At 71.3% G+C, this 18477-nt stretch carries 18 protein-coding genes; 8 read left to right on the top strand and 10 right to left on the bottom strand.

Annotation, left to right across the window (positions count from 1 at the left end; all coding sequences use genetic code 11):
* Positions 1–24: 24 nt before the first annotated feature.
* Both V6S66_RS14980 and V6S66_RS14985 read left to right on the top strand, forming a co-directional pair.
* Positions 25–1155, top strand: a complete 1131-nt coding sequence (locus V6S66_RS14980; RefSeq protein ID WP_334207583.1) for a ferredoxin reductase — start codon at positions 25–27, stop codon at positions 1153–1155.
* Entirely contained in the window at positions 1152–2384 is a 1233-nt protein-coding gene (locus V6S66_RS14985) for a fatty acid desaturase family protein (protein WP_334207584.1), read from the top strand. The genes V6S66_RS14980 and V6S66_RS14985 overlap by 4 nt, the downstream gene beginning before the upstream one ends.
* A 62-nt stretch (positions 2385–2446) precedes the next feature.
* On the opposite strand, the gene V6S66_RS14990 is transcribed toward V6S66_RS14985, so the two are convergent.
* A complete protein-coding gene (locus V6S66_RS14990) occupies positions 2447–3337 on the bottom strand; it encodes an alpha/beta fold hydrolase (RefSeq protein WP_334207585.1) in 891 nt (296 codons plus the stop codon).
* Between the two features lie 104 nt (positions 3338–3441).
* The gene (locus tag V6S66_RS14995; RefSeq protein WP_334207586.1) at positions 3442–4068 is read right to left on the bottom strand and encodes a hypothetical protein; all 627 of its coding nucleotides are present in this window, start codon (positions 4066–4068) and stop codon (positions 3442–3444) included.
* Positions 4069–4321: 253 nt separating this feature from the next.
* On the opposite strand from V6S66_RS14995, the gene V6S66_RS15000 reads away from it, so the two are divergent.
* From V6S66_RS15000 to V6S66_RS15010, 3 genes are all read left to right on the top strand, one after another.
* Positions 4322–5971, top strand: a complete 1650-nt coding sequence (locus V6S66_RS15000; RefSeq protein ID WP_334207587.1) for an FAD-binding dehydrogenase — start codon at positions 4322–4324, stop codon at positions 5969–5971.
* Between the two features lie 125 nt (positions 5972–6096).
* Entirely contained in the window at positions 6097–6795 is a 699-nt protein-coding gene (locus tag V6S66_RS15005) for a molybdopterin-dependent oxidoreductase (protein WP_334207588.1), read from the top strand.
* Between the two features lie 4 nt (positions 6796–6799).
* Positions 6800–7426 (top strand): cytochrome b/b6 domain-containing protein, encoded by a 627-nt coding sequence (locus V6S66_RS15010; protein ID WP_334207589.1) that lies wholly within the window; start codon positions 6800–6802, stop codon positions 7424–7426.
* A 7-nt stretch (positions 7427–7433) separates the two neighbouring features.
* Here V6S66_RS15010 and V6S66_RS15015 read toward each other — a convergent pair whose 3' ends face one another.
* On the bottom strand, positions 7434–9200 hold the full coding sequence (locus tag V6S66_RS15015) for a GAF domain-containing SpoIIE family protein phosphatase (protein ID WP_334207590.1): 1767 nt from the start codon (positions 9198–9200) through the stop codon (positions 7434–7436).
* Between the two features lie 98 nt (positions 9201–9298).
* Positions 9299–9835, bottom strand: coding sequence for a TetR/AcrR family transcriptional regulator (locus V6S66_RS15020; RefSeq protein WP_334207591.1), 537 nt, complete (start codon positions 9833–9835; stop codon positions 9299–9301).
* A 96-nt stretch (positions 9836–9931) separates the two neighbouring features.
* On the opposite strand from V6S66_RS15020, the gene V6S66_RS15025 reads away from it, so the two are divergent.
* Both V6S66_RS15025 and V6S66_RS15030 read left to right on the top strand, forming a co-directional pair.
* Positions 9932–10888 carry an alpha/beta hydrolase gene (locus V6S66_RS15025; protein ID WP_334207592.1) on the top strand — a complete coding sequence of 319 codons (957 nt, stop codon included), beginning with the start codon at positions 9932–9934 and terminating at the stop codon, positions 10886–10888.
* Complete coding sequence (locus tag V6S66_RS15030) at positions 10885–11679, top strand: SDR family NAD(P)-dependent oxidoreductase (RefSeq protein WP_334207593.1); 795 nt, start codon at positions 10885–10887, stop codon at positions 11677–11679. Before V6S66_RS15025 ends, V6S66_RS15030 begins: the two co-directional genes overlap by 4 nt.
* A gap of 18 nt (positions 11680–11697) precedes the next feature.
* Here the strand turns inward: V6S66_RS15030 and V6S66_RS15035 are convergent, their stop codons facing one another.
* The 4 genes from V6S66_RS15035 to arsB are packed head-to-tail and all read right to left on the bottom strand — an operon-like array spanning position 11698 to position 15178.
* On the bottom strand, positions 11698–13041 hold the full coding sequence (locus tag V6S66_RS15035; RefSeq protein ID WP_334207594.1) for an NAD(P)-binding domain-containing protein: 1344 nt from the start codon (positions 13039–13041) through the stop codon (positions 11698–11700).
* Positions 13034–13462 (bottom strand): arsenate reductase ArsC, encoded by a 429-nt coding sequence (locus V6S66_RS15040; protein WP_334207595.1) that lies wholly within the window; start codon positions 13460–13462, stop codon positions 13034–13036. Before V6S66_RS15040 ends, V6S66_RS15035 begins: the two co-directional genes overlap by 8 nt.
* A 16-nt stretch (positions 13463–13478) precedes the next feature.
* Positions 13479–14096 (bottom strand): arsenate reductase ArsC, encoded by a 618-nt coding sequence (locus tag V6S66_RS15045; RefSeq protein ID WP_334207596.1) that lies wholly within the window; start codon positions 14094–14096, stop codon positions 13479–13481.
* Positions 14093–15178, bottom strand: a complete 1086-nt coding sequence (gene arsB, locus V6S66_RS15050; RefSeq protein WP_334207597.1) for an ACR3 family arsenite efflux transporter — start codon at positions 15176–15178, stop codon at positions 14093–14095. Before arsB ends, V6S66_RS15045 begins: the two co-directional genes overlap by 4 nt.
* A 128-nt stretch (positions 15179–15306) precedes the next feature.
* On the opposite strand from arsB, the gene V6S66_RS15055 reads away from it, so the two are divergent.
* Positions 15307–15663 carry an ArsR/SmtB family transcription factor gene (locus tag V6S66_RS15055; protein ID WP_334207598.1) on the top strand — a complete coding sequence of 119 codons (357 nt, stop codon included), beginning with the start codon at positions 15307–15309 and terminating at the stop codon, positions 15661–15663.
* Between the two features lie 207 nt (positions 15664–15870).
* Here the strand turns inward: V6S66_RS15055 and V6S66_RS15060 are convergent, their stop codons facing one another.
* Entirely contained in the window at positions 15871–16245 is a 375-nt protein-coding gene (locus V6S66_RS15060; RefSeq protein ID WP_334207599.1) for a carboxymuconolactone decarboxylase family protein, read from the bottom strand.
* Between the two features lie 52 nt (positions 16246–16297).
* A complete protein-coding gene (locus V6S66_RS15065; RefSeq protein ID WP_334207600.1) occupies positions 16298–18466 on the bottom strand; it encodes an MMPL family transporter in 2169 nt (722 codons plus the stop codon).
* Positions 18467–18477: the final 11 nt, after the last annotated feature.

Raw genomic sequence — 18477 nt, forward strand, 5'->3', positions numbered from 1 at the left:
CCGCCGGCGGCGCATCATGGAGGTATGACCGACATGCTGGCCCGACCGAGCGAGGCGCGATCGCTGCGCCACCGGCTCACGCGACTGGCCGAGGCGGCGACCACGCCACTTCTGCCGTCGGACTACCTCGACCTGGCTGCTCCCCTGCGGTCCGGCACCGACCTGCGGGCGCGCATCGTCGCGGTGCAGCCCGAGACCCGCGACGCCGCGACGATCGTCCTCAAGCCGGGTGCCGACTGGTCCGGTCACGTGCCCGGCCAGTACGTGCGCATCGGCATCGACGTCGACGGCGTCCGCGAGTGGCGCGCCTACTCGCTGACGCACGGCCCTCGCGCCGACGGGCTGATCTCGATCACCGTCAAGGCGGTGCCGGGCGGCAAGGTCAGCAACCACCTGGTCCACGAGGCCCGCGCGCGAACCCTGGTCCACCTCGAGCAGGCGACCGGCGACTTCGTGCTCGACCCCGCGGCCTCGCGCCTGCTGTTCGTGACTGCCGGCTCCGGTGTCACCCCGGTCGTCGGCATGCTCCGCAACCTCTTCCCCGTCACCGACTCCGGCGTCGTGGACCTGCCGCGGAGCCGCCACCTCGACATCGTCGTCGTGCACGTGGCCCCCACCGAGCCGGACTCGATCTTCCTGTCCAACCTCCAGGAGCTGGCCCACCACGGCGCCATCACCCTCGTCCCGCGCTACGACGACCAGCACGGCGTCCTCGACGTCGCCGACCTGACCGACCTGGTGCCGGACCTCGCCAGCCGCACCACCTACGCGTGCGGCCCGGGCGGACTGCTCGACGCGCTGACGGCCCACCACGAGGCCCACGGCCTGCCGCTGTTCACCGAGCAGTTCCGGGCCGGCTTCGTGGAGGCCGGTGACGGCGGCACCGTGACCTTCGCCGACGGCACCGAGCTCGTCGCCGACGGCGCCACCCCGATCCTCGACGTCGGCGAGGCCGGCGGCCAGCTGATGCCGAGCGGCTGCCGCATGGGCGTCTGCTTCGGCTGCGTCCTGCCGCTGACCGAGGGCTCCGTGCGCGACCTGCGCAACGGCGCCATCACCTCGGTCGATCCCATCTCGTCCGCCCACGGCGGAGTCCCGATCCAGACCTGCATCAGCGCCGCCGCCGGCGCCTGCCACCTAGGAGCGACGTCATGACCACGATCCAGCAGAAGTCCGAGAACCCGACCGCGCACCTGAGCGCCGACGACATCGCGACCCTCGGCCGTGAGCTCGACGCGATCCGCCAGGAGGTCATCGACACCCGCGGTGCCGCCGACGCGGCCTACATCCGCAAGGTCATCAAGGGCCAGCGTGGCCTCGAGGCCGGCAGCCGTGCGCTGCTGCTCGCCTCGGTGTTCCCGCCGTTCTGGCTGGCCGGCACGGCCGGGCTCAGCGTCGCCAAGATCTTGGAGAACATGGAGATCGGCCACAACGTCATGCACGGCCAGTGGGACTGGATGCGTGACCCGAAGATCCACTCGACGACCTGGGAGTGGGACAACGCGAGCCCGGCTGACCAGTGGAAGCACGGCCACAACGAGCTGCACCACACGTACACGAACGTCGTCGGCAAGGACAACGACCTCGGCTACGGCATCATGCGCGTCGACGAGGACCAGCGCTGGGTCCCGTTCTACCTCGCGCAGCCGCTGTGGAACTTCGTCAACGCCTGCTTCTTCGAGTACGGCATCGCCGCCTACGACCTCGAGCTCGGCAAGAACCTGGCGGTCCCGAAGGACCAGCGCAGCGACGACTTCAAGGCCCGCGCCAAGCAGACCCTCAAGAAGATCCGCCAGCAGGCCACCAAGGACTACCTCGTCCACCCGGCCCTGTCGCTCCCGACGGGCTCGTTCGTGCCGACCCTGGCGGCCAACTTCACGGCCAACGTGGTCCGCAACCTCTGGACGCACTCGGTCATCATGTGCGGCCACTTCCCCGAGGGCGTCGAGACCTTCGAGAAGGCCTCGATCGAGGGCGAGACCCGCGGCGAGTGGTACCTGCGCCAGATGCTCGGCTCGGCCAACATCTCCGGCTCACCGCTGATGCACCTGATGACGGGCAACCTGAGCTTCCAGATCGAGCATCACCTGTTCCCCGACCTGCCGAGCAACCGCTACGCCGAGATCGCCCCGAAGGTGAAGGCCCTGTTCGACAAGTACGAGCTGACCTACGTCTCGGCGCCGCTGCCGAAGCAGGTCTACTCGGCCTGGCACAAGATCGTGCGTCTCTCCCTGCCCAACGACTGGCTCGCCGAGACCACGCCGAAGAACGCGCCGTCACAGCTGGTCAAGCTCTACAAGATGACGACCGGCGGCAAGAAGGTGCGCCGGGACATCGAGCGCAAGGACCAGCTCAAGCGACGGGACATGACCAAGGCCGCCTGACGCTGGGGCGGCTGCCGGGCGCTGCTGCCCCGAGGCCTGCGCCTCGGCGACGCGGAAACCGCTCAGGCGCGGCCGACGAAGTCCAGGATGAGCCTCGCGACCGCGGCCGGCTGCTCGACCTGGAGGAAGTGCCCGGCATCCGGCACGATCTCGACCCGGCTCCCCTCGGGAAGCACGGCGGCCGTCTGGTGGCTCCACTCGTGCAGCATGCAGCCGTCGTCGCGACCGTGCAGGTACAGCATCGGAAGCGTCGAGCGGCGCATCAACCCCGCCTGGGCCTCTCGGTACCGGTCCGGGACGGTCCACCACCGTGCAGCGTGACGGTAGTAGCGGAGCACCTCGGTGCGGCGCGACCGGATCGCGTCCCAGGCCGCCTCCAGCTCGGCGTCCGCCCGGTGCCCCGGGGACCACCGCCGCCACAGCGCCGGGACGAGGCGGTCGAGCGATCGCTCGGAGAGCCCGGGGACCTGCTGGAAGAGCATGTACCAGCTCAGCCGCGCCTGCCGACCCCACCGTCCCAGCCACGGCCACCAGCCGTCGCTGCGGGCGAGGAACGCCGCAGCCGGCGGAACGGCCATGGTCACGATCCGCCGGAACGGTTGTCCGTCCAGTCCCGCCACCGCGTGGGCCGCTACGGCGCCCCAGTCGTGACCGACCAGCACGGCGCGCTCATCACCACCCAGCAGGCCGTGCAGCGCGAGGGCGTCGTGCGCGAGTGCGCCGATGTGGAACGAGCCGTCGGGCGGGACGTCGGTCGGCGCATAGCCGCGCGTCCATGGCGCGACGACTCGATACCCGGCGGCGACCAACGTCTCGGCCACCGCGGCCCACGAGTGCGGCGAGTCCGGATAGCCGTGCAGCAGCAGCGCCAAGGGATCGGACGGCCGCCCCCAGGACAGCACCGCGAAGTCCATGTCACTGCCACGGACCGTGGTCGGACCAGGATGACTCATCCGACGCACGCTAGCTCCACACCGATGGACCTGCCGCCCGACCGAGCACCACCGTCCGCGCGGCACCAGATGGTTCACCAGCTCTGGAGCAGTGGCTGCAGGACTCAGACCTTCGTGATCGCCGCCTTCGGCGGATGCTTCGCGGCCCTCACGGCACCGGGGACGGTGCGAGCCTCGGCGGAGTCCCACGCCGCGTCCGCCAGGATCCAGATGCGGCGAACCACGTGGGCGAGCCTGCCGGTGTGGGGCGAGTGCGGGTGCGGCCGAGTCGGTCCGGTCAACCGCGTCGCCCGGAGGCGCGACGCGAGCCGGACGTTGTCGTCCGCCGAGCACACGGCGACCGCCTCGGCGATCAGGTCGGCCTCCACCGCCAGCATCCGGTCGAACTCGGTCCCGAGCTCGACCCACACGCGCTCCCACGGCACCTGGACGTCACGGGAGGCGCCGTACAGGCGGCCCTTCGTCCGGGCGGCCGACCGCTCGAAGCGCTTGACCTGCTCCACGTACGCCCTCACGCGCTGTCCCCCGTTCGGGACCTGCTCACGGACGGCCGGCAGGATCACGTCACACACGGCCGACACGTGCCGGCACATCTCGATGAGGAAGGCATCGGTCCTCTGCCGGATCTCGCCGCACTTGGCGTCACCTCGCAGCGCGACGGAGGACGTCTCGAGCCGCTCGGCGAGGGAGCGGTGGGACTCGCGGAGGACATCGTCCAGAAGATCGGCCATGTCGAACACCTCACTTGTGTCTGTGTGAAGTAGTTCGGCACCGATCGCATGTGAGATGGGTCACACCGCAAGAATGATGGCTGCGGCAATGCGCACGCGCTCGGACTGGTCCGGCCGCGACCCGTGGGACCGGTTCGTGCTGGAGTCCGCGGTCCTCGCCGGCGAGAGCGGCACTGTCACCTGGTGACAGTCGTGCGACTCACCGAGGGCGACAGGTCTAGGCCGCGCGGGCTGCGTCATCCACAGTGGTCACATGGACGCCGACATCATCGTCATCGGGGCCGGCATCGCCGGGCTCACCGCCGCCGCCGAGGCGGCCGACCGCGGACGCTCCGTCGTGCTGGTCGACCAGGAGGGCGAGCAGAACCTCGGCGGTCAGGCGTTCTGGAGCCTCGGCGGGCTGTTCTTCGTCGACTCCCCCGAGCAGCGGCGGATGGGCGTCAAGGACTCGATCGAGCTCGCCACCCAGGACTGGATGGGCAGTGCGCAGTTCGACCGCGAGGAGGACGCGTGGCCGCGCCGGTGGGCCGAGGCCTACCTCGACTTCGCCGCGGGCGAGAAGCGCGCCTGGCTGCGCGACATGGGGCTGCGCCTGTTCCCCGTCGTCGGGTGGGCCGAGCGCGGCGACGGTCGCGCCGAGGGCCACGGCAACTCGGTGCCCCGGTTCCACCTGACGTGGGGAACCGGCCCCGGCGTCGTCGCCCCGTTCGAGCGACGCGTCCGCGAGCACGTCACCACCGGCCGGATCCGGTTCGCGTTCCGCCACCGTGTCGACGCCCTGCTGGTCGAGGACGGAGCGGTGGTCGGTGCACGCGGTGCGCTGCTGGAGCCGACCACGGTCGATCGCGGCGTGGCGTCGAGCCGCGAGGAGACCGGCGAGTTCGAGCTGCGCGGCCAGGCCGTCATCGTGACGTCCGGCGGCATCGGCGGCGACCACGACCTGGTGCGCCAGGTCTGGCCCGAGCGCCTCGGCACCCCGCCGACGACGATGGTCGCCGGTGTGCCGGCCCACGTCGACGGACGCATGCTCGCTATCAGCGGCGACGCCGGCGCGAGCATCATCAACCCCGACCGGCTGTGGGCCTACGTCGAGGGCCTGCGGAACTGGGACCCGATCTGGGAGAACCACGGCATCCGCATCCTGCCCGGACCGTCGTCGATGTGGCTCGACGCGACCGGCCGGCGGCTGCCCGCGCCACTCTTCCCCGGCTTCGACACCCTCGGCACCCTGAAGCACCTTCGGGGCACGGGGCACGACTACTCGTGGTTCGTGCTGACGCAGAAGGTCATCGAGAAGGAGTTCGCCCTGTCCGGCTCGGAGCAGAACCCCGACCTGACCGGCAAGGACGTCAAGCTCCTGCTCAGCCGGCTCAAGGCCGGGGCGCCTGGGCCCATCGAGGCCTTCAAGACCCACGGCGAGGACTTCGTGGTCGCCGACGACCTCACCGCGCTCGTTGCCGGCATGAACACCGTGGGCGACACCGGTCACGTCGACGAGGCCGACCTGCGCCACCTGCTCGAGGCCCGCGACCGCGAGCTCGACAACGACTTCACGAAGGATGCGCAGATCACCGCGATGCGCGGGGCCCGGACGTACCGTGGCGACAAGCTGATCCGGGTCGCCACCCCGCACCGCTTCCTCGACCCGAAGAACGGCCCGCTCATCGCGGTGCGGCTCAACATCCTGACCCGCAAGACCCTCGGTGGCCTCGAGACCGACCTGTCCGGGCGCTGCCTCACGTCGGACGGCACCCCCTTGCCCGGCCTCTACGCGGCCGGCGAGGTCAACGGCTTCGGCGGCGGCGGGATGATGGGCTACAACGCGCTCGAGGGCACCTTCCTCGGTGGCTGCCTGTTCTCCGGCCGGGTCGCCGGGCGCGCGGCGGCCGCCGCCACGGCCTGACGACGGACGCGGTCCCCCGGCCGATCCTTCCGGGCCGACCTACGCTGGGGACGACGCACCGACGGGCGCTGGCGGAGTCGATCCGCCCGGTCCTGTTGCTCGTCCCGACCACGCCAGGAGCCCCGATGCCGCACACGCCCGACGCCGACGAGGGCGCACCGGTCGGTCGACGCGCGGTGCTCGGCCTCCTGGGCCTCGGCGCGGTCGGCATCGTGGCGGGCAGCTCGGTGCAGAACGGCCTGAGCCAGATGCTGGCGTCCGTGCAGATGCGCGACCCCACCGGCCTCACGTCGCAGATCCCGCTCGGCGACACCTGGCGCTACTACTCCGTGACCGGAGCCGTCGAGCCGCGCACGCGAGGGGACTACAGCCTGAAGGTCTCCGGGCTCGTCGACCGGCCCACCTCCTACTCCTTCGCCGATCTGGAGGGGCTCCCGCAGACCTCGTTCGACGACACCTTCCAGTGCGTGACCGGCTGGTCGGTGCCCGACGTCCCGTGGCGCGGGGTCCGCGTGAGCGAGCTGCTGAAGTCCGCCGCTCCGACCGACGAGGCCGTGGGGGTGCGCTACAAGTCCTTCGACGGCACCTACACCGTCAACATGACGCTCGAGCAGGCCCGCGCGGACGACGTCCTCGTGGTGCTCGCGATGTACGACGAGCCGGTCACGCACGACCACGGTGGTCCGGTGCGGATCTACTCGGGATCGATGTACGGCTACAAGAGCGCCAAGTGGCTCTCCGAGATCGAGGTCACGCCGAACAACGCCCCCGGGTACTGGGAGGACCGCGGCTATCCGCTGGACGGGTTCATCGAGGATGACTGAGCCCGTGACCAACTCCTCGGACGTCGACCGCTTCGTGCTGGCCGAGCGCCTCGTGCACCGCGTCTTCGCCGTGCTGATGGTCGTGTGCATCGTGACCGCGGCGATCCTCTACAACGGCGCCCTCATGATGGCGGTCGGCCACCGCCAGGTCGTCGAGACGATCCACGTGTGGTGCGGGTTCGCCCTCCCTGTGCCGCTGCTGCTCGGGGCCGCGTCGAAGGCGTACCGCACCGACCTCGGGATCCTGAACCGCTTCACCCGCGCCGACTGGCGCTGGCTCCGGAGCCGGTCGCGCCGCGACGGCTCGATCCCCGTCGGCAAGTTCAACGCCGGCCAGAAGATCAACTCCTGGCTCGTGGCCGGGTCGACCGGCGCCCTGCTGGGCACCGGGATTCTCCTGTTCTGGCCCGACCTGGTGCGCCTGTCCTGGCGCGCCGGAGCCACGTTCGTCCACGACTGGTTCGCCCTCGGGCTGGGCCTGCTCGTGGTCGGCCACGTGACCTACGCCGTGCGGGACCCCGAGTCCCGCCGCGGCATGCGCACGGGGCGCGTCTCGCGCAGCTGGGCGCGGGCCGAGCACGAGGCGTGGGCCGACGAGGTCACCGGCGCCGGGCCCTCAGACCCGACCTGAGCGCGCCTCAGTCGCCGAACGTGAGGACGAGCAGGGCGACGTCGTCGGCGATCCGATCGGGGACCAGCTCCGCCAGCAGTCCCGTGGCCACGGCCTCGGCGGTTCCACCGTGCCCGCGCTGCGCAGCCGCGCCGAGCCGCTCGAGCCCGAGGTCGAGCACCTCGCCACGCCGCTCGACCAGACCGTCGGTGTAGAGCACCAGCGTCGACCCGGGCTCGATCTGCACGACCGATCCTCGATGGGCGGTGCCGATGTCGATGCCGAGCATCGGGGCACGGCGCTCCTGGACCAGCCACGTGACCTCGCCCGCCGGGTCGACGAGCAACGGCGGCGGATGACCGGCCGACGCCCAGGTGAAGGTCCAGGGGGCGGCGTGGCCCGTGCCGCGGGTCAGGACGCCGAACACCAGGCTCGCCATGGCGTCGATCTCCAGGCCCACGATCGATCGATCGAGCTCACCGAGGGTCGCGGCGGGGTCGTCGTCGCCCGTCCAGGCGATGGCGCGCAGCATGCTGCGCAGCTGACCCATGTCGGCGGCCGCCTGGATGTCGTGCCCGACCACGTCGCCCACGGCCACGGCGACCGAGCCGTCGGAGCGGGCCAGCAGGTCGTACCAGTCACCACCGACCCGCTTGCCCCGGTCGGCCGACCGGTAGCGGGCCGCGCTCGACAGGCCCTCGACCTCGGGAAGGTCGCTGAGCATGGCGGCCTGCAGGATCTCGGACGTCTCGACCCTCTGGTGCAACGCCCAGGCCCGCTCGACCGCCTGGGCGACGTAGGACGCCAGGGCCGCCGCCGTGGCGCGGTCGCTGTCGCTGAACTGGCGTGGTTCACGGAAGGTCAGCACGAGTGCACCGAAGGTGTATGCACCGATGCCGACGGGCATGACGGCGCGGGCCTCGGCGGCGCCGGACGAGGCCGCCATCTCGGGGAAGACCGTGTCCTGCTCGGCGTGGTCGGAGAAGAACATCGGCATGGCCCGCCGCGTGACCCACCCGAACGGCGTCGGGTCGGTGACGGTGACGCTGGCGTGCTCGGTGGCGCGGGCCCACTCGTCGCGGGTCGACGGGACCCGCTGGAGCCGGTCGCTGCCCGAGAACGTCAGCAGCCCCTCGGGCTGCGCGTCCCGGGAGCCGTTCGCCAGGCCGGACCGGAGCCAGAGCCCTGCCCCGGAGCAGCCCAGGTGCGTGATCGCCGCGTCCTCGACGGCGGCCGCGACCTCCTCGAAGGTGCTCGCGGCCACGAGGCCCTCGGCCAGGGCGAGCCGGACACGGTTCTCGCGCGACAACCGGTCGGCGTCCGCCGCCCGGGCATCGGCCGACCGGCGACGCTCCCGCTCGGCGAGCTCGGCCGAGCAGGCCGCCGCCAGGTCCTCCAACGTCTCGAGCTCAGCCGAGCTCCAGGTGCGCGGCGAGGAGTCGATCGCGCAGAGCGAACCGATCGTCCGCCCCGTGTGGTCGGTGATCGGCCACCCGGCGTAGGCGACGACCTGGAGGTCCTCGATCGCGAGGTTGGTGCGCAGGACGGGGTGCACCCGCGCGTCCTCGATGACGAGGGGCTTCTCGTCACGCGCGACGTACTGGCAGAACGAGTGCGACAGCGGCGTCTCCCGCGAGTCCTGGTACGGCTGCGGAAGGCCCACGGCACCCGTGAAGACCTGGCGGTTCTCCTCCACGATGGAGACCAGCGCCACCGGGACGCCCAAGGCACGCCGCACCATGCGGGCATAGCGGTCGAAGGACGGATCCGCTCCCCGCTCGTGCTCGTCTGACATCGTGCCGCGCTCGCCTCCCCTGTCGCCCCGGCACATTGTCCACGACCAGGTGCGGGGCCCGTCGGCGCGGGCCCGAAGGGTGCCGCCGATGGGCCCGCTCAGCGCGGGCGGTGGATCATCTCGATGATCGTGCGACGCTCGGCCTGCGGCAGCGGGTGGGTGAGCAGGCCCTCGACCACGAAGACGCTCATGCGGGTCATCGCCTCCACGTCCTCCGGCGCAGCGCCCGCTGTGGCCAGGCCGTCGGCCAGCATCGTGTCCATCAGCGCATGGAAGCCCTCGTGCCACTCGTCGATCGTGGGTGAGGTCGCGGTGCGCGCGTGCACGACCGTGACGAGCTTGCTGTATCGCTCGAGCCGCTCGACGGCCCACAGCACCTGCTCGACCCAGGGGTCCTCGAGGTGCGGCGCCGCCTCCTCGAGAGCCTGGGTCAGCAGGTGGTCGAGCACGGCCACCAGCAGGGCGTCCTTGTCGGCGAAGTACCAGTAGATCGTCGTGGGCGTGACGCCCGCCGCCGCGGCGACCTTCGCCATCGAGCTGTCGTCGTAGCCGGCCTCGGTGAACAGCGCGGCGGCAGCGACGACGATCTCGTCGCGCTTCTCCGCACGGTCGATCGGTCGACGGTTCCGAGGCACACCTCACCCTATCTGATCTTGACCGACGATCTAGAGACCGCCTATTCTCTTGATCATCAAACAAGGCAGGCGCCGAGAATGGCACGAGGAGCACCGATGACGACCGACCACAGCGCGAGCCCCGACGGGGACGAGGCACGCTTCGTCTCCGAGGGCGTCGACTGCGCCGCGCGGGTGTACCGGCCGACGAGCACCGCCGGGCCCGCCCCTGTCGTGGTCCTGGCCCACGGCTTCGGCGGGGTGCGTGCCCTGCGGCTCGACGCCTACGCCGAGCGGTTCGCCGCGGCCGGCTACGTCGCGGTGGCCTTCGACTACCGCGGCTTCGGCGACAGCGCGGGCGAGCCGCGGCAGCTGCTCGACGTCGGCATGCAGCTGGCCGACTGGCGCGCCGCACTGGCGTTCGCCCGGACCCTGCCGGGCGTCGATCCGGAGCGCGTCGTCGCCTGGGGCACGTCCTTCGCCGGCGGCCACGTCATCACCCTCGCCGGAGCCGACGAGCCGCTCGCCGCGATCATCACCCAGGTGCCGCACGTGAGCGGCCCCGCGGCCGTGCGCGCTACCGGGCTCCTCCCCAGCCTTCGCGTCGGGATCCACGGCATCCGCGACCAGGTCCGCGCCTGGTTCGGGCGCTCGCCCGTCTACGTCGACAGCGTCGCCGCGCCGGGACGCACCGGCGTCATGACGTCACCCGACGCCGCACCCGGCATGGACCGGCTGATCGCCGAGTCCGGGCTCCGGGCCGGCGACTACCCCCAGACCGTCGCGGCGCGGATCGTGCTCAGGATCGGCCTCTACTCACCGGGACGATCGGCCGCGAAGGTCGCGTGCCCCGCACTCGTGCAGATCGTCGAGGACGACGCCGTCACGCCCCGTCGCGTGGCCGAGCGCACCGCACGGAAGATGCGGCACGCCACCGTGCACCTCTACCCCGGCGGCCACTTCGACCCGTACGTGGAGCCACTGTTCAGCCGCGTCATCGCCGACCAGATCGCGTTCCTGCAGACCCACGTCCCCCTCGACCACGACCACGCCGGAACCGGAGCCACCTCATGACCACGACCCGACCCACCGCCCTCGTCACGGGAGCGTCCGCCGGCATCGGTGCCGCCTTCGCCGAGCTGCTCGCCCAGGACGGCCACGACCTCATCCTCGTGGCCCGCCGCGCCGAGCGGCTCGACGAGCTCGCCGCGCGCCTCAGGGCCCAGCACGGCACGGCCTGCACGGTCCTGACGGCCGACCTCACCGACCCTGGAGCACCCGAGGAGCTCATGGCAGCGGTCCGCGAGCAGGGCCTCACGGTCGACGTCCTGGTCAACAACGCCGGCATGTCGGGCTCAGCGGCCTTCGCCGATTCGCCCTGGTCGGACCTCGCGGGCGAGATCCAGCTCATGATCACGGCCGTGACCCAGCTGGCCCACCTCGTCGTGCCCGAGATGAAGGCCCGCGGCCACGGCCGCATCATCAACCTGTCGTCACTCGCGGCCTTCGCCCCTCCCGGCGAGAGCCTGCTCTACACCGGCATCAAGACCTACGTGCTGGGCATGTCGCAGGCGCTGGACATGGAGCTCAAGCCCCACGGCGTCCACGTCACGGCCCTGTGCCCCGGCTTCACCCACAGCGAGTTCCACGACGTCATGGGCACCCGCGACGCGGCCTCCAAGCTGCCGTCGATCCTCTGGCAGCAGGCCGACGCCGTGGCGCGAGAGGGCTGGGCCGCCGTCAACAAGGGCAAGCCCGTCTGCGTCCCCGGCACCGTCAACAAGGTGATCTCCCACGGCATGCGGCCGGTCCCGTTCCGCGCGCAGTACGTCCTCGGGCGATCCATGAACCCCTTCAAGAACTGATCCAGGGCGAGGGGCGGATCAGCTCGACGCCGGACCGCCCAGCGTGAGGAGCTCAGGAGCGGCGGGGGCACCACAGCACCCACCGCCATCCGTGGCGGCCTCGTCCTCGAAGGTCCCCGCTCCCCCGCACACACCGGTGTCGGGAAGCACGAGATCGACGCGGGCCGCCGCCTCGTGGTCACCAGCAATGGCAGCGGCGACCGAGCGGGTCTGCTCGAAGCCGGTGAGGGCCAGGAACGACGTGGCGCGACCGTAGGACTTCATCCCGACGGGATAGAAGCCCGGCTCGGGCTGGGCCAGCTCGGCGGCGCCGTGCGGGTAGACCGTGCCGCAGGAGTGCTCGTTCGGGTCGATCAGGGGCGCCAGCGTTCGCGGTGACTCCAGCACGGGGTCGAGGTCGAGCCGCAGCTCGGAGAGGAACGAGAGGTCGGGCCGGAAGCCGGTCAGGACGACGACCTCGTCGACGCCCGCGACCTCCGCGCCACGGTCCGACGTCAGGGTGAGGCGGCCGCCGGAGTCCGACGCCACCGCGGACGTGCGGAAGCCGTTCACGGTCGCGACCGGTCCGGTCTCGACGGCATCCCGAGCGAGCTGGCCCAGCTCGCCGCGGGCGGGGAGCTCGTCCTGGCCGCTGCCGGCGAAGGTCGCGTTGACCGTGGGTCGGCGCACCAACCAGGTGATGCGAGTGTCGGGGTGCAGCTTCGCGAGCGCGACGAGACCGATCAGCACGCCCTTGGCCGAGGCGCCGGATCCTGCGACGACGACGTGCTTGCCGGCATACCGCTGGACCACCGCGTCGTCGGTCAGGTCGGGCATCCGGTAGCTGATGCGGGTCGCGTTCTCGATCTCACCGATCGCGGGAAAGCCGTCACTGCCCAGCGGGTTGGGGCGACCCCACGTGCCGGAGGCGTCGACGACCGCCCGGGCGGCGAGCACCTCGCGGCCGGTGGACGTCTCGACGTGGACCGTGAAGCTCGACGTCTCACGCCCCGAGGACACGAGGCGATCGCGTCCCGAGCGAGTCACGGCGATGACGCGCGTGTCGAGCCTGACGCTCTCGCCGAGCACGTCGGCGAGCGGCTGCAGGTAGGAGTCGACCCAGTCCCGCCCGGTCGGGTACCGCTTCGGGTTCGGCGCCGCCCAGCCCGCGGGCTCCAGAAGCGCCCGCGCCGCCGGGTCGACGAGCTCGGACCACGACGAGAACAGACGGACGTGACCCCACTCCCGCACCGCCGCGCCGACGTCACTGCCCGCCTCCAGGACGAGGACGGGAAGGTCGCGCGCACGCAGGTGCGCGGCCGCAGCCAGGCCCGCCGGACCGGCGCCGATGACGACGACCGGCTGCTCGCGGGTCTCAGGCATGGTCGACGGCTCCCGTGCCGGGAACGAGCGACTCGATGAGGCCCTCGATGCGTGCCTTGATCTCGTCGCGGACTTCCCGAACGGTCTCGATGCCCTGGCCTGCGGGGTCGGTGAGCACCCAGTCCTCGTAGCGCTTGCCGGGGAAGTAGGGGCACTCGTCGCCGCAGCCCATCGTGATGACGACGTCGGAGGCGATCACGGCGTCGTCGGTGAGCTTCTTGGGCTGCTCGCCGGCGATGTCGATGCCGACCTCGGCCATGGCCTCGACGGCGACAGGGTTGATCTGGTCGCCGGGCATCGATCCGGCCGAGCGGACGTCGACGCGGTCGCCCGCGAGGTTCGTCAGGAAGCCTGCGGCCATCTGCGACCGGCCGGCGTTGTGGACGCAGACGAACAGGACGGAGGGCTTGGAATCAGTCATCACGATGTCCTTCGGTTCAGAGGTTGAGGTCGCGCAGGAGGCCGGTGATGCGGCCCTGGAGGTCGTCGCGGATGTCGCGGACCTGGTCGAGCGTGGCGCCGGCAGGATCGCTGACGTCCCAGTCGAGGTACTGCTTGCCGGGGAAGATCGGGCAGGTGTCACCGCAGCCCATCGTGATGATGACGTCCGCGGCGTGCAGCACGGTGTCGGTCAGTGGCTTGGGGTAGGCGGTGGTCAGGTCGATGCCGCGCTCGGCGAGCACCGCGACCGCCTGCGGATTGATCTCGCCCGTCGGTGCCGAGCCGGCGGAGCGGACGTGGACGCGTCCGGGAGCGAGGTGCTCGGCGATCGCGGCCGCCATCTGCGACCGGCCGGCGTTGTGCACGCACACGAACAGGATCTCCGGGACGGTCTTGACCCGCGTGCCGTCGGCCTGCGCCTGGGCGGTGAGCAGCTCGGTGGCGTAGCGGCGGACCAAGATCGGCAGGTAGGTCGTGATGGCGGCATTCGGCTCCAGCGCTTCGCGCGCTTCGGTGACGGCCTGCTCGATGCGGGCGCGGGCGAAGGTGCCGTCGAAGGCGTAGGCCAGGTCGGCGATCGTGGCCTCGTGGGTGTCGCGTGCCGTGATGCTCATGTGGGGTCTCCTGCGGGGGTGAAGTAGCGGCGCGACCAGAGGGCCACGTAGACGAGGCCGACCAGGACGGGGACCTCGATGAGGGGTCCGACGACGCCCGCGAGGGCCTGGCCGGACGTGGCACCGAACGTGCCGATCGCGACGGCGATGGCGAGCTCGAAGTTGTTGCCCGCGGCCGTGAAGGCCAGCGTGGCGGTCTTGGCGTAGCCGAGGCGCAGGGCCCGGCCGAGCACCATGCCGAGGGCGAAGGTGATCGCGAAGTACGCCAGCAGCGGCAGCGCGATCCGCACGACGTCGAGCGGGTTGCTCGTGATCGCGTCACCCTGCAGTGCGAACAGCAGGACGATCGTGAACAGCAGGCCGTAGAGCGCCCACGGGCCGATGCGCGGCAGGAACGTCTCCTCGTACCACTCGCGCCCCTTGGCCTTCTCGCCGACGACGCGCGTCAGGAACCCGGCCAGCAACGGGATCCCGAGGAACACCAGGACGCTCGCCGTGATCGCCCCGACCGAGAACTCGGCGCTGGTGGTCGACAGGCCGAGCCACTCCGGCAGCGTCTGGAGGTAGAACCAGCCCAGTGCGGCGAAAGCGAACACCTGGAAGACCGAGTTGATCGCGACCAGCACGGCAGCGGCCTCGCGGTCACCACAGGCCAGGTCGTTCCAGATCATGACCATCGCGATGCAGCGGGCGAGGCCCACGATGATCAGGCCCGTGCGGTACTCCGGCAGGTCCGGCAGGAGCAACCAGGCCAGCGCGAACATCAGGGCCGGACCGACGAGCCAGTTGAGCACCAACGACGCGATCAGGAGGCTGCGGTCGCCCGTGACCCGTCGGGTCTCGTCGTAGCGGACCTTCGCCAGGACCGGGTACATCATGACGAGCAGGCCGACGGCGATCGGCACGGAGATCGAGCCGATCGTGAACGACTCCAGCGCGTCGACCAAGCCCTCCCACGTGCGGCCGAGCACCAGGCCCACGGCCATGGCCACGGCGATCCAGACCGGCAGGAACCGGTCGAGGGTCGAGAGCTTCGCGACGACGGCGGCCTCGCTGCTGGCCGTCGGGGCTGACTGGGTCACGGGCGGTCCTTTGGTTGCGCGCGCCTGGTGGGGCGTTCACCCACCATTCACTTCCATCGACGATCGTCGATCCAGGACAACAGTAGCGATCCATCGACGGATGTCAATGCATGGGTCATACTGGACCGATGGCCACCGAACTGACCGTCCTCGACGCCGGCGACCTGTGCTGTGCGCCCATCGTGCGCGAGGCGATGAGCGCCGAGAGCGCCACGGCCCTCGCCGCGAAGTTCAAGGCCATCGGCGACCCGACCCGCCTGCGTCTGCTGTCGCTCGTGGCTGCGCACGAGGGGGCCGAGGCCTGCGTGTGCGACCTGACCGAGCCGGTTGCCCTGTCCCAGCCCACCGTGTCGCACCACCTCAAGGTCTTGGTCGACACCGGGCTCCTGACCCGCACCAAGCGCGGCACCTGGTCGTTCTACGCCCTGGTCCCGGGTGCGCTCGACGACCTCGCCGACCTGCTCCGCACGCCCACCACCGCCTGACGGCGGGACCCGTCGCCGGGCCCCGCCGACGGGTTCAGCCCCGGCCAGGCCCCCGGAACCGCGCCCAGAGCGAAGGGCGCTCGTCCCGGTGGCCCGCGCACCAGTTGTCGTCGGGCACCATCGCCCGGACTGCGGCGACGTGCTGACCACAACCGGCCCAGGTGACCTTGCTGCACTGCTTGCATCGCACGGGTCGGCACATGACGCTCAGCCCTCCTCGGCGGCGGCAGGGGCCTCGCCGGCGAACTCGCGGAAGACCTCGTAGGCGCGTGCACCGTGGATCGTGGCGGGCCCGCCGTGCATCAGGAACGTGACCCCGATGGCCTCCGCGGCCTCCTGTGTCGTGGCTCCGGCGCGGACGGCAGCCTGCCCGTGCGAGGCGATGCAGCCGTCGCACCCCTCGACGACACCGATCGCGAACGCGATGAGCTCCTTGGTCTTCCGGTCGAGCGCCCCCTCGGCGAAGGCGGCCTTGCTCAGCTCGCCGAAGCCTTGGTAGACGTCGGGGATCGCGTGGCGGAGGTCGCGGTGGAGGGGGCGCAGGTCGTTCAGCACCTTCGAGCCGGTCTCGTTCGTGGTCATGAGGATTGCCTTTCGTCGGGGAGGAAGTGGGCGTGGATGAGGGTCGAGGGGATCAGTCGTGGGCAAAGGAGATGTTCGGCAGGACGCGCCGCAACCACGCCGGGCTGGCCCACGCCGCAGGTCCGGTGAGCCGCAGCATCACGGGCAGCAGCACCAGACGCACCAGGAACGCGTCGAGCAGCACCGCGACACCGAGGATCACGCCCATCTCCTTGGGCGGGAGCGGACCCGCCAGGGCGAAGGTGAAGAACACCGCGACCATGACCCCACCGGCGGCGAAGATGATGCGTCCCGACTGCGCGACAGCGCCGACCATCGCGTCCTTGGCGTCGCCGGTGCGCTCCCAGTGCTCCTTGGCCGAGGCGAGCAGGAAGACCGTGTAGTCCATCGCGATCGCGAAGATCATCGCGAAGAAGAACACCGGCGCCCACGCGTCGAGGAAGCCCTGCGGCTCGAACCCGATGAGGCCGGCCCCGTAGCCGTCCTGGAACACCAGGCGTGCGACACCGAAGGCAGCGGCGGTCGACAGCAGGCTGACGACCGTGCCGAGCAAGGAGATCAAGGGCGCCTGGAGCGCGACCAGCAGCAGCAGGAACCCCAGGGCCAGGACGATGCCGATGACCAACGGCGTGGAGGTGTCGAGCTGCTGCTTCAGGTCGAGGTTCTCGACCGCGGCGCCGCCGAGGAGGGCGTCGGCCGGCAGGTCGGCACGAAGGCGATCGACCGTCTCGGCCAGGGCCGGGTCGGACGGGTCCACGGTCGGGACGGCCTGGATCATGGCCAGCCCGCTGTCATCGGTGCCGGCGACGGCCGGCATGACACCGGCCACGCCCGGGTCCGCCGCCAGCACCGTGGCCGACGACGCCACGTCGGCCTGCGGCACGACGACCTGGATCGTCCCGGGCGCACCGTCGCCGAAGGCGGCCTGCACCACGTCGTAGCCGACCCGAGCACTCGCGTCCTCGGGCAGGACCTTGATAGACGGCATGGCCGTCTGCAGACCGGCGATCGGGAGCGCGAGAGCGATCAGCACCACGAGGGCGCCGGCTCCCCAGCGCAGCGGCTGGTCCCAGAGCTTCTGCCCCCAGCGCTCGAAGCGGGGCGACCCGTGCTCGCCGGCCCGGGCCCACGGCAGCGCGAAGCGGTTGATGCGGTCGTCGAGGCGGTGGAGCACGAGCGGCAGCAGCGTGAGCGTCGCAGCGAGCACGAAGACGACCGACAGCATGATGCCCCCGGCCATGGACCGGAACGAGGGCGACGGCACGAGCATGACCGCCGACAGCGAGACCAGCACCGTGACCCCGGAGAGCAGGACGGCCTTGCCCGCGGTGTCCATCGTCTCGGCGACGGCACTGTCCCGGGTGCTGCCCGCGCGAGCCCGCGCGGCCCGGTACCGCGCCACGACGAGCAGGGCGTAGTCGATCCCGAGGGCGAGCGAGAACATCATCGCGAAGTTCATCGCCCAGATCGAGACGGGGACGAGCTCGTTGATCAGCACGAGCGATCCGGCGGACGCCACCAGTCCGGCGAGCGTCAGCAACAGGGGCAGGCCGGCGGCCACGAGGGCGCCGAAGGCCAGCACGAGGATCCCGAGGGTCACGGGCCAGGAGATCATCTCCGACTTCAGCATCGCCTCGAGGTTGGCCTCGTTGAAGTCCGACCAGAGCAGTGACGATCCGGTGGGGTTGACCTGGACCTCGTCGGTCGAGAGTGCCTGGAGCTCGCCCTTCAGGTCGGAGGCCACACGGACCATCTCGTTGGTGTCGACCCCGGCTCCGGCCAGGACCACCGCCGTCCGGCCGTCGGCGGACAGGCTCGCGCCGGGCATCGGCGCCACGATCTCCGCCAGGCGGTCGTCGGTCTCGAGCACCCGCGTCACCTCGGCGAGGACCTCGGGACCCTCACCCTCCGTGAGCGGCGCGCCCGGGCTGTGGACGACGACCTGGATCGCGTGACTCGCGTTGCCGCCGAAGCTCTCCTGCGCCAGGTCACGGACCTGCACGGACTCCGAGCCGTCGGCCTGCCACCCGGCGCCGGAGAGCCGGTGCTCGACGAACGGGGCGAACACCCCCAGGCCGACGACCAGGACCACCCAGATCAGGGCGACTCCCCGCCCGTGGCGCGTCACCGCCACACCCATGCGGCCGAGTGGACCAGGACGGCCCGGCGTCGCGGGGGGCGCGGAGGCCGCGTCGGGCGCGGCCGTCAGGGACTGGGTCATGAACATTCCTT

The organism is Aeromicrobium sp. Sec7.5, assembly GCF_036867135.1.
Classification (GTDB): Bacteria; Actinomycetota; Actinomycetes; order Propionibacteriales; family Nocardioidaceae; genus Aeromicrobium.

What these genes read in the sequence shown, in the direction of transcription:
- V6S66_RS14980 (WP_334207583.1), top strand. Translation starts at nt 25, where the DNA reads ATGACCGACATGCTGGCCCGACCGAGCGAGGCGCGATCGCTGCGCCAC.
- V6S66_RS14985 (WP_334207584.1), top strand. Translation starts at nt 1,152, where the DNA reads ATGACCACGATCCAGCAGAAGTCCGAGAACCCGACCGCGCACCTGAGC.
- V6S66_RS14990 (WP_334207585.1), bottom strand. Translation starts at nt 3,337, where the DNA reads ATGAGTCATCCTGGTCCGACCACGGTCCGTGGCAGTGACATGGACTTC.
- V6S66_RS14995 (WP_334207586.1), bottom strand. Translation starts at nt 4,068, where the DNA reads ATGGCCGATCTTCTGGACGATGTCCTCCGCGAGTCCCACCGCTCCCTC.
- V6S66_RS15000 (WP_334207587.1), top strand. Translation starts at nt 4,322, where the DNA reads ATGGACGCCGACATCATCGTCATCGGGGCCGGCATCGCCGGGCTCACC.
- V6S66_RS15005 (WP_334207588.1), top strand. Translation starts at nt 6,097, where the DNA reads ATGCCGCACACGCCCGACGCCGACGAGGGCGCACCGGTCGGTCGACGC.
- V6S66_RS15015 (WP_334207590.1), bottom strand. Translation starts at nt 9,200, where the DNA reads ATGTCAGACGAGCACGAGCGGGGAGCGGATCCGTCCTTCGACCGCTAT.
- V6S66_RS15025 (WP_334207592.1), top strand. Translation starts at nt 9,932, where the DNA reads ATGACGACCGACCACAGCGCGAGCCCCGACGGGGACGAGGCACGCTTC.
- V6S66_RS15030 (WP_334207593.1), top strand. Translation starts at nt 10,885, where the DNA reads ATGACCACGACCCGACCCACCGCCCTCGTCACGGGAGCGTCCGCCGGC.
- V6S66_RS15035 (WP_334207594.1), bottom strand. Translation starts at nt 13,041, where the DNA reads ATGCCTGAGACCCGCGAGCAGCCGGTCGTCGTCATCGGCGCCGGTCCG.
- V6S66_RS15040 (WP_334207595.1), bottom strand. Translation starts at nt 13,462, where the DNA reads ATGACTGATTCCAAGCCCTCCGTCCTGTTCGTCTGCGTCCACAACGCC.
- V6S66_RS15045 (WP_334207596.1), bottom strand. Translation starts at nt 14,096, where the DNA reads ATGAGCATCACGGCACGCGACACCCACGAGGCCACGATCGCCGACCTG.
- V6S66_RS15055 (WP_334207598.1), top strand. Translation starts at nt 15,307, where the DNA reads ATGGCCACCGAACTGACCGTCCTCGACGCCGGCGACCTGTGCTGTGCG.
- V6S66_RS15060 (WP_334207599.1), bottom strand. Translation starts at nt 16,245, where the DNA reads ATGACCACGAACGAGACCGGCTCGAAGGTGCTGAACGACCTGCGCCCC.
- V6S66_RS15065 (WP_334207600.1), bottom strand. Translation starts at nt 18,466, where the DNA reads ATGACCCAGTCCCTGACGGCCGCGCCCGACGCGGCCTCCGCGCCCCCC.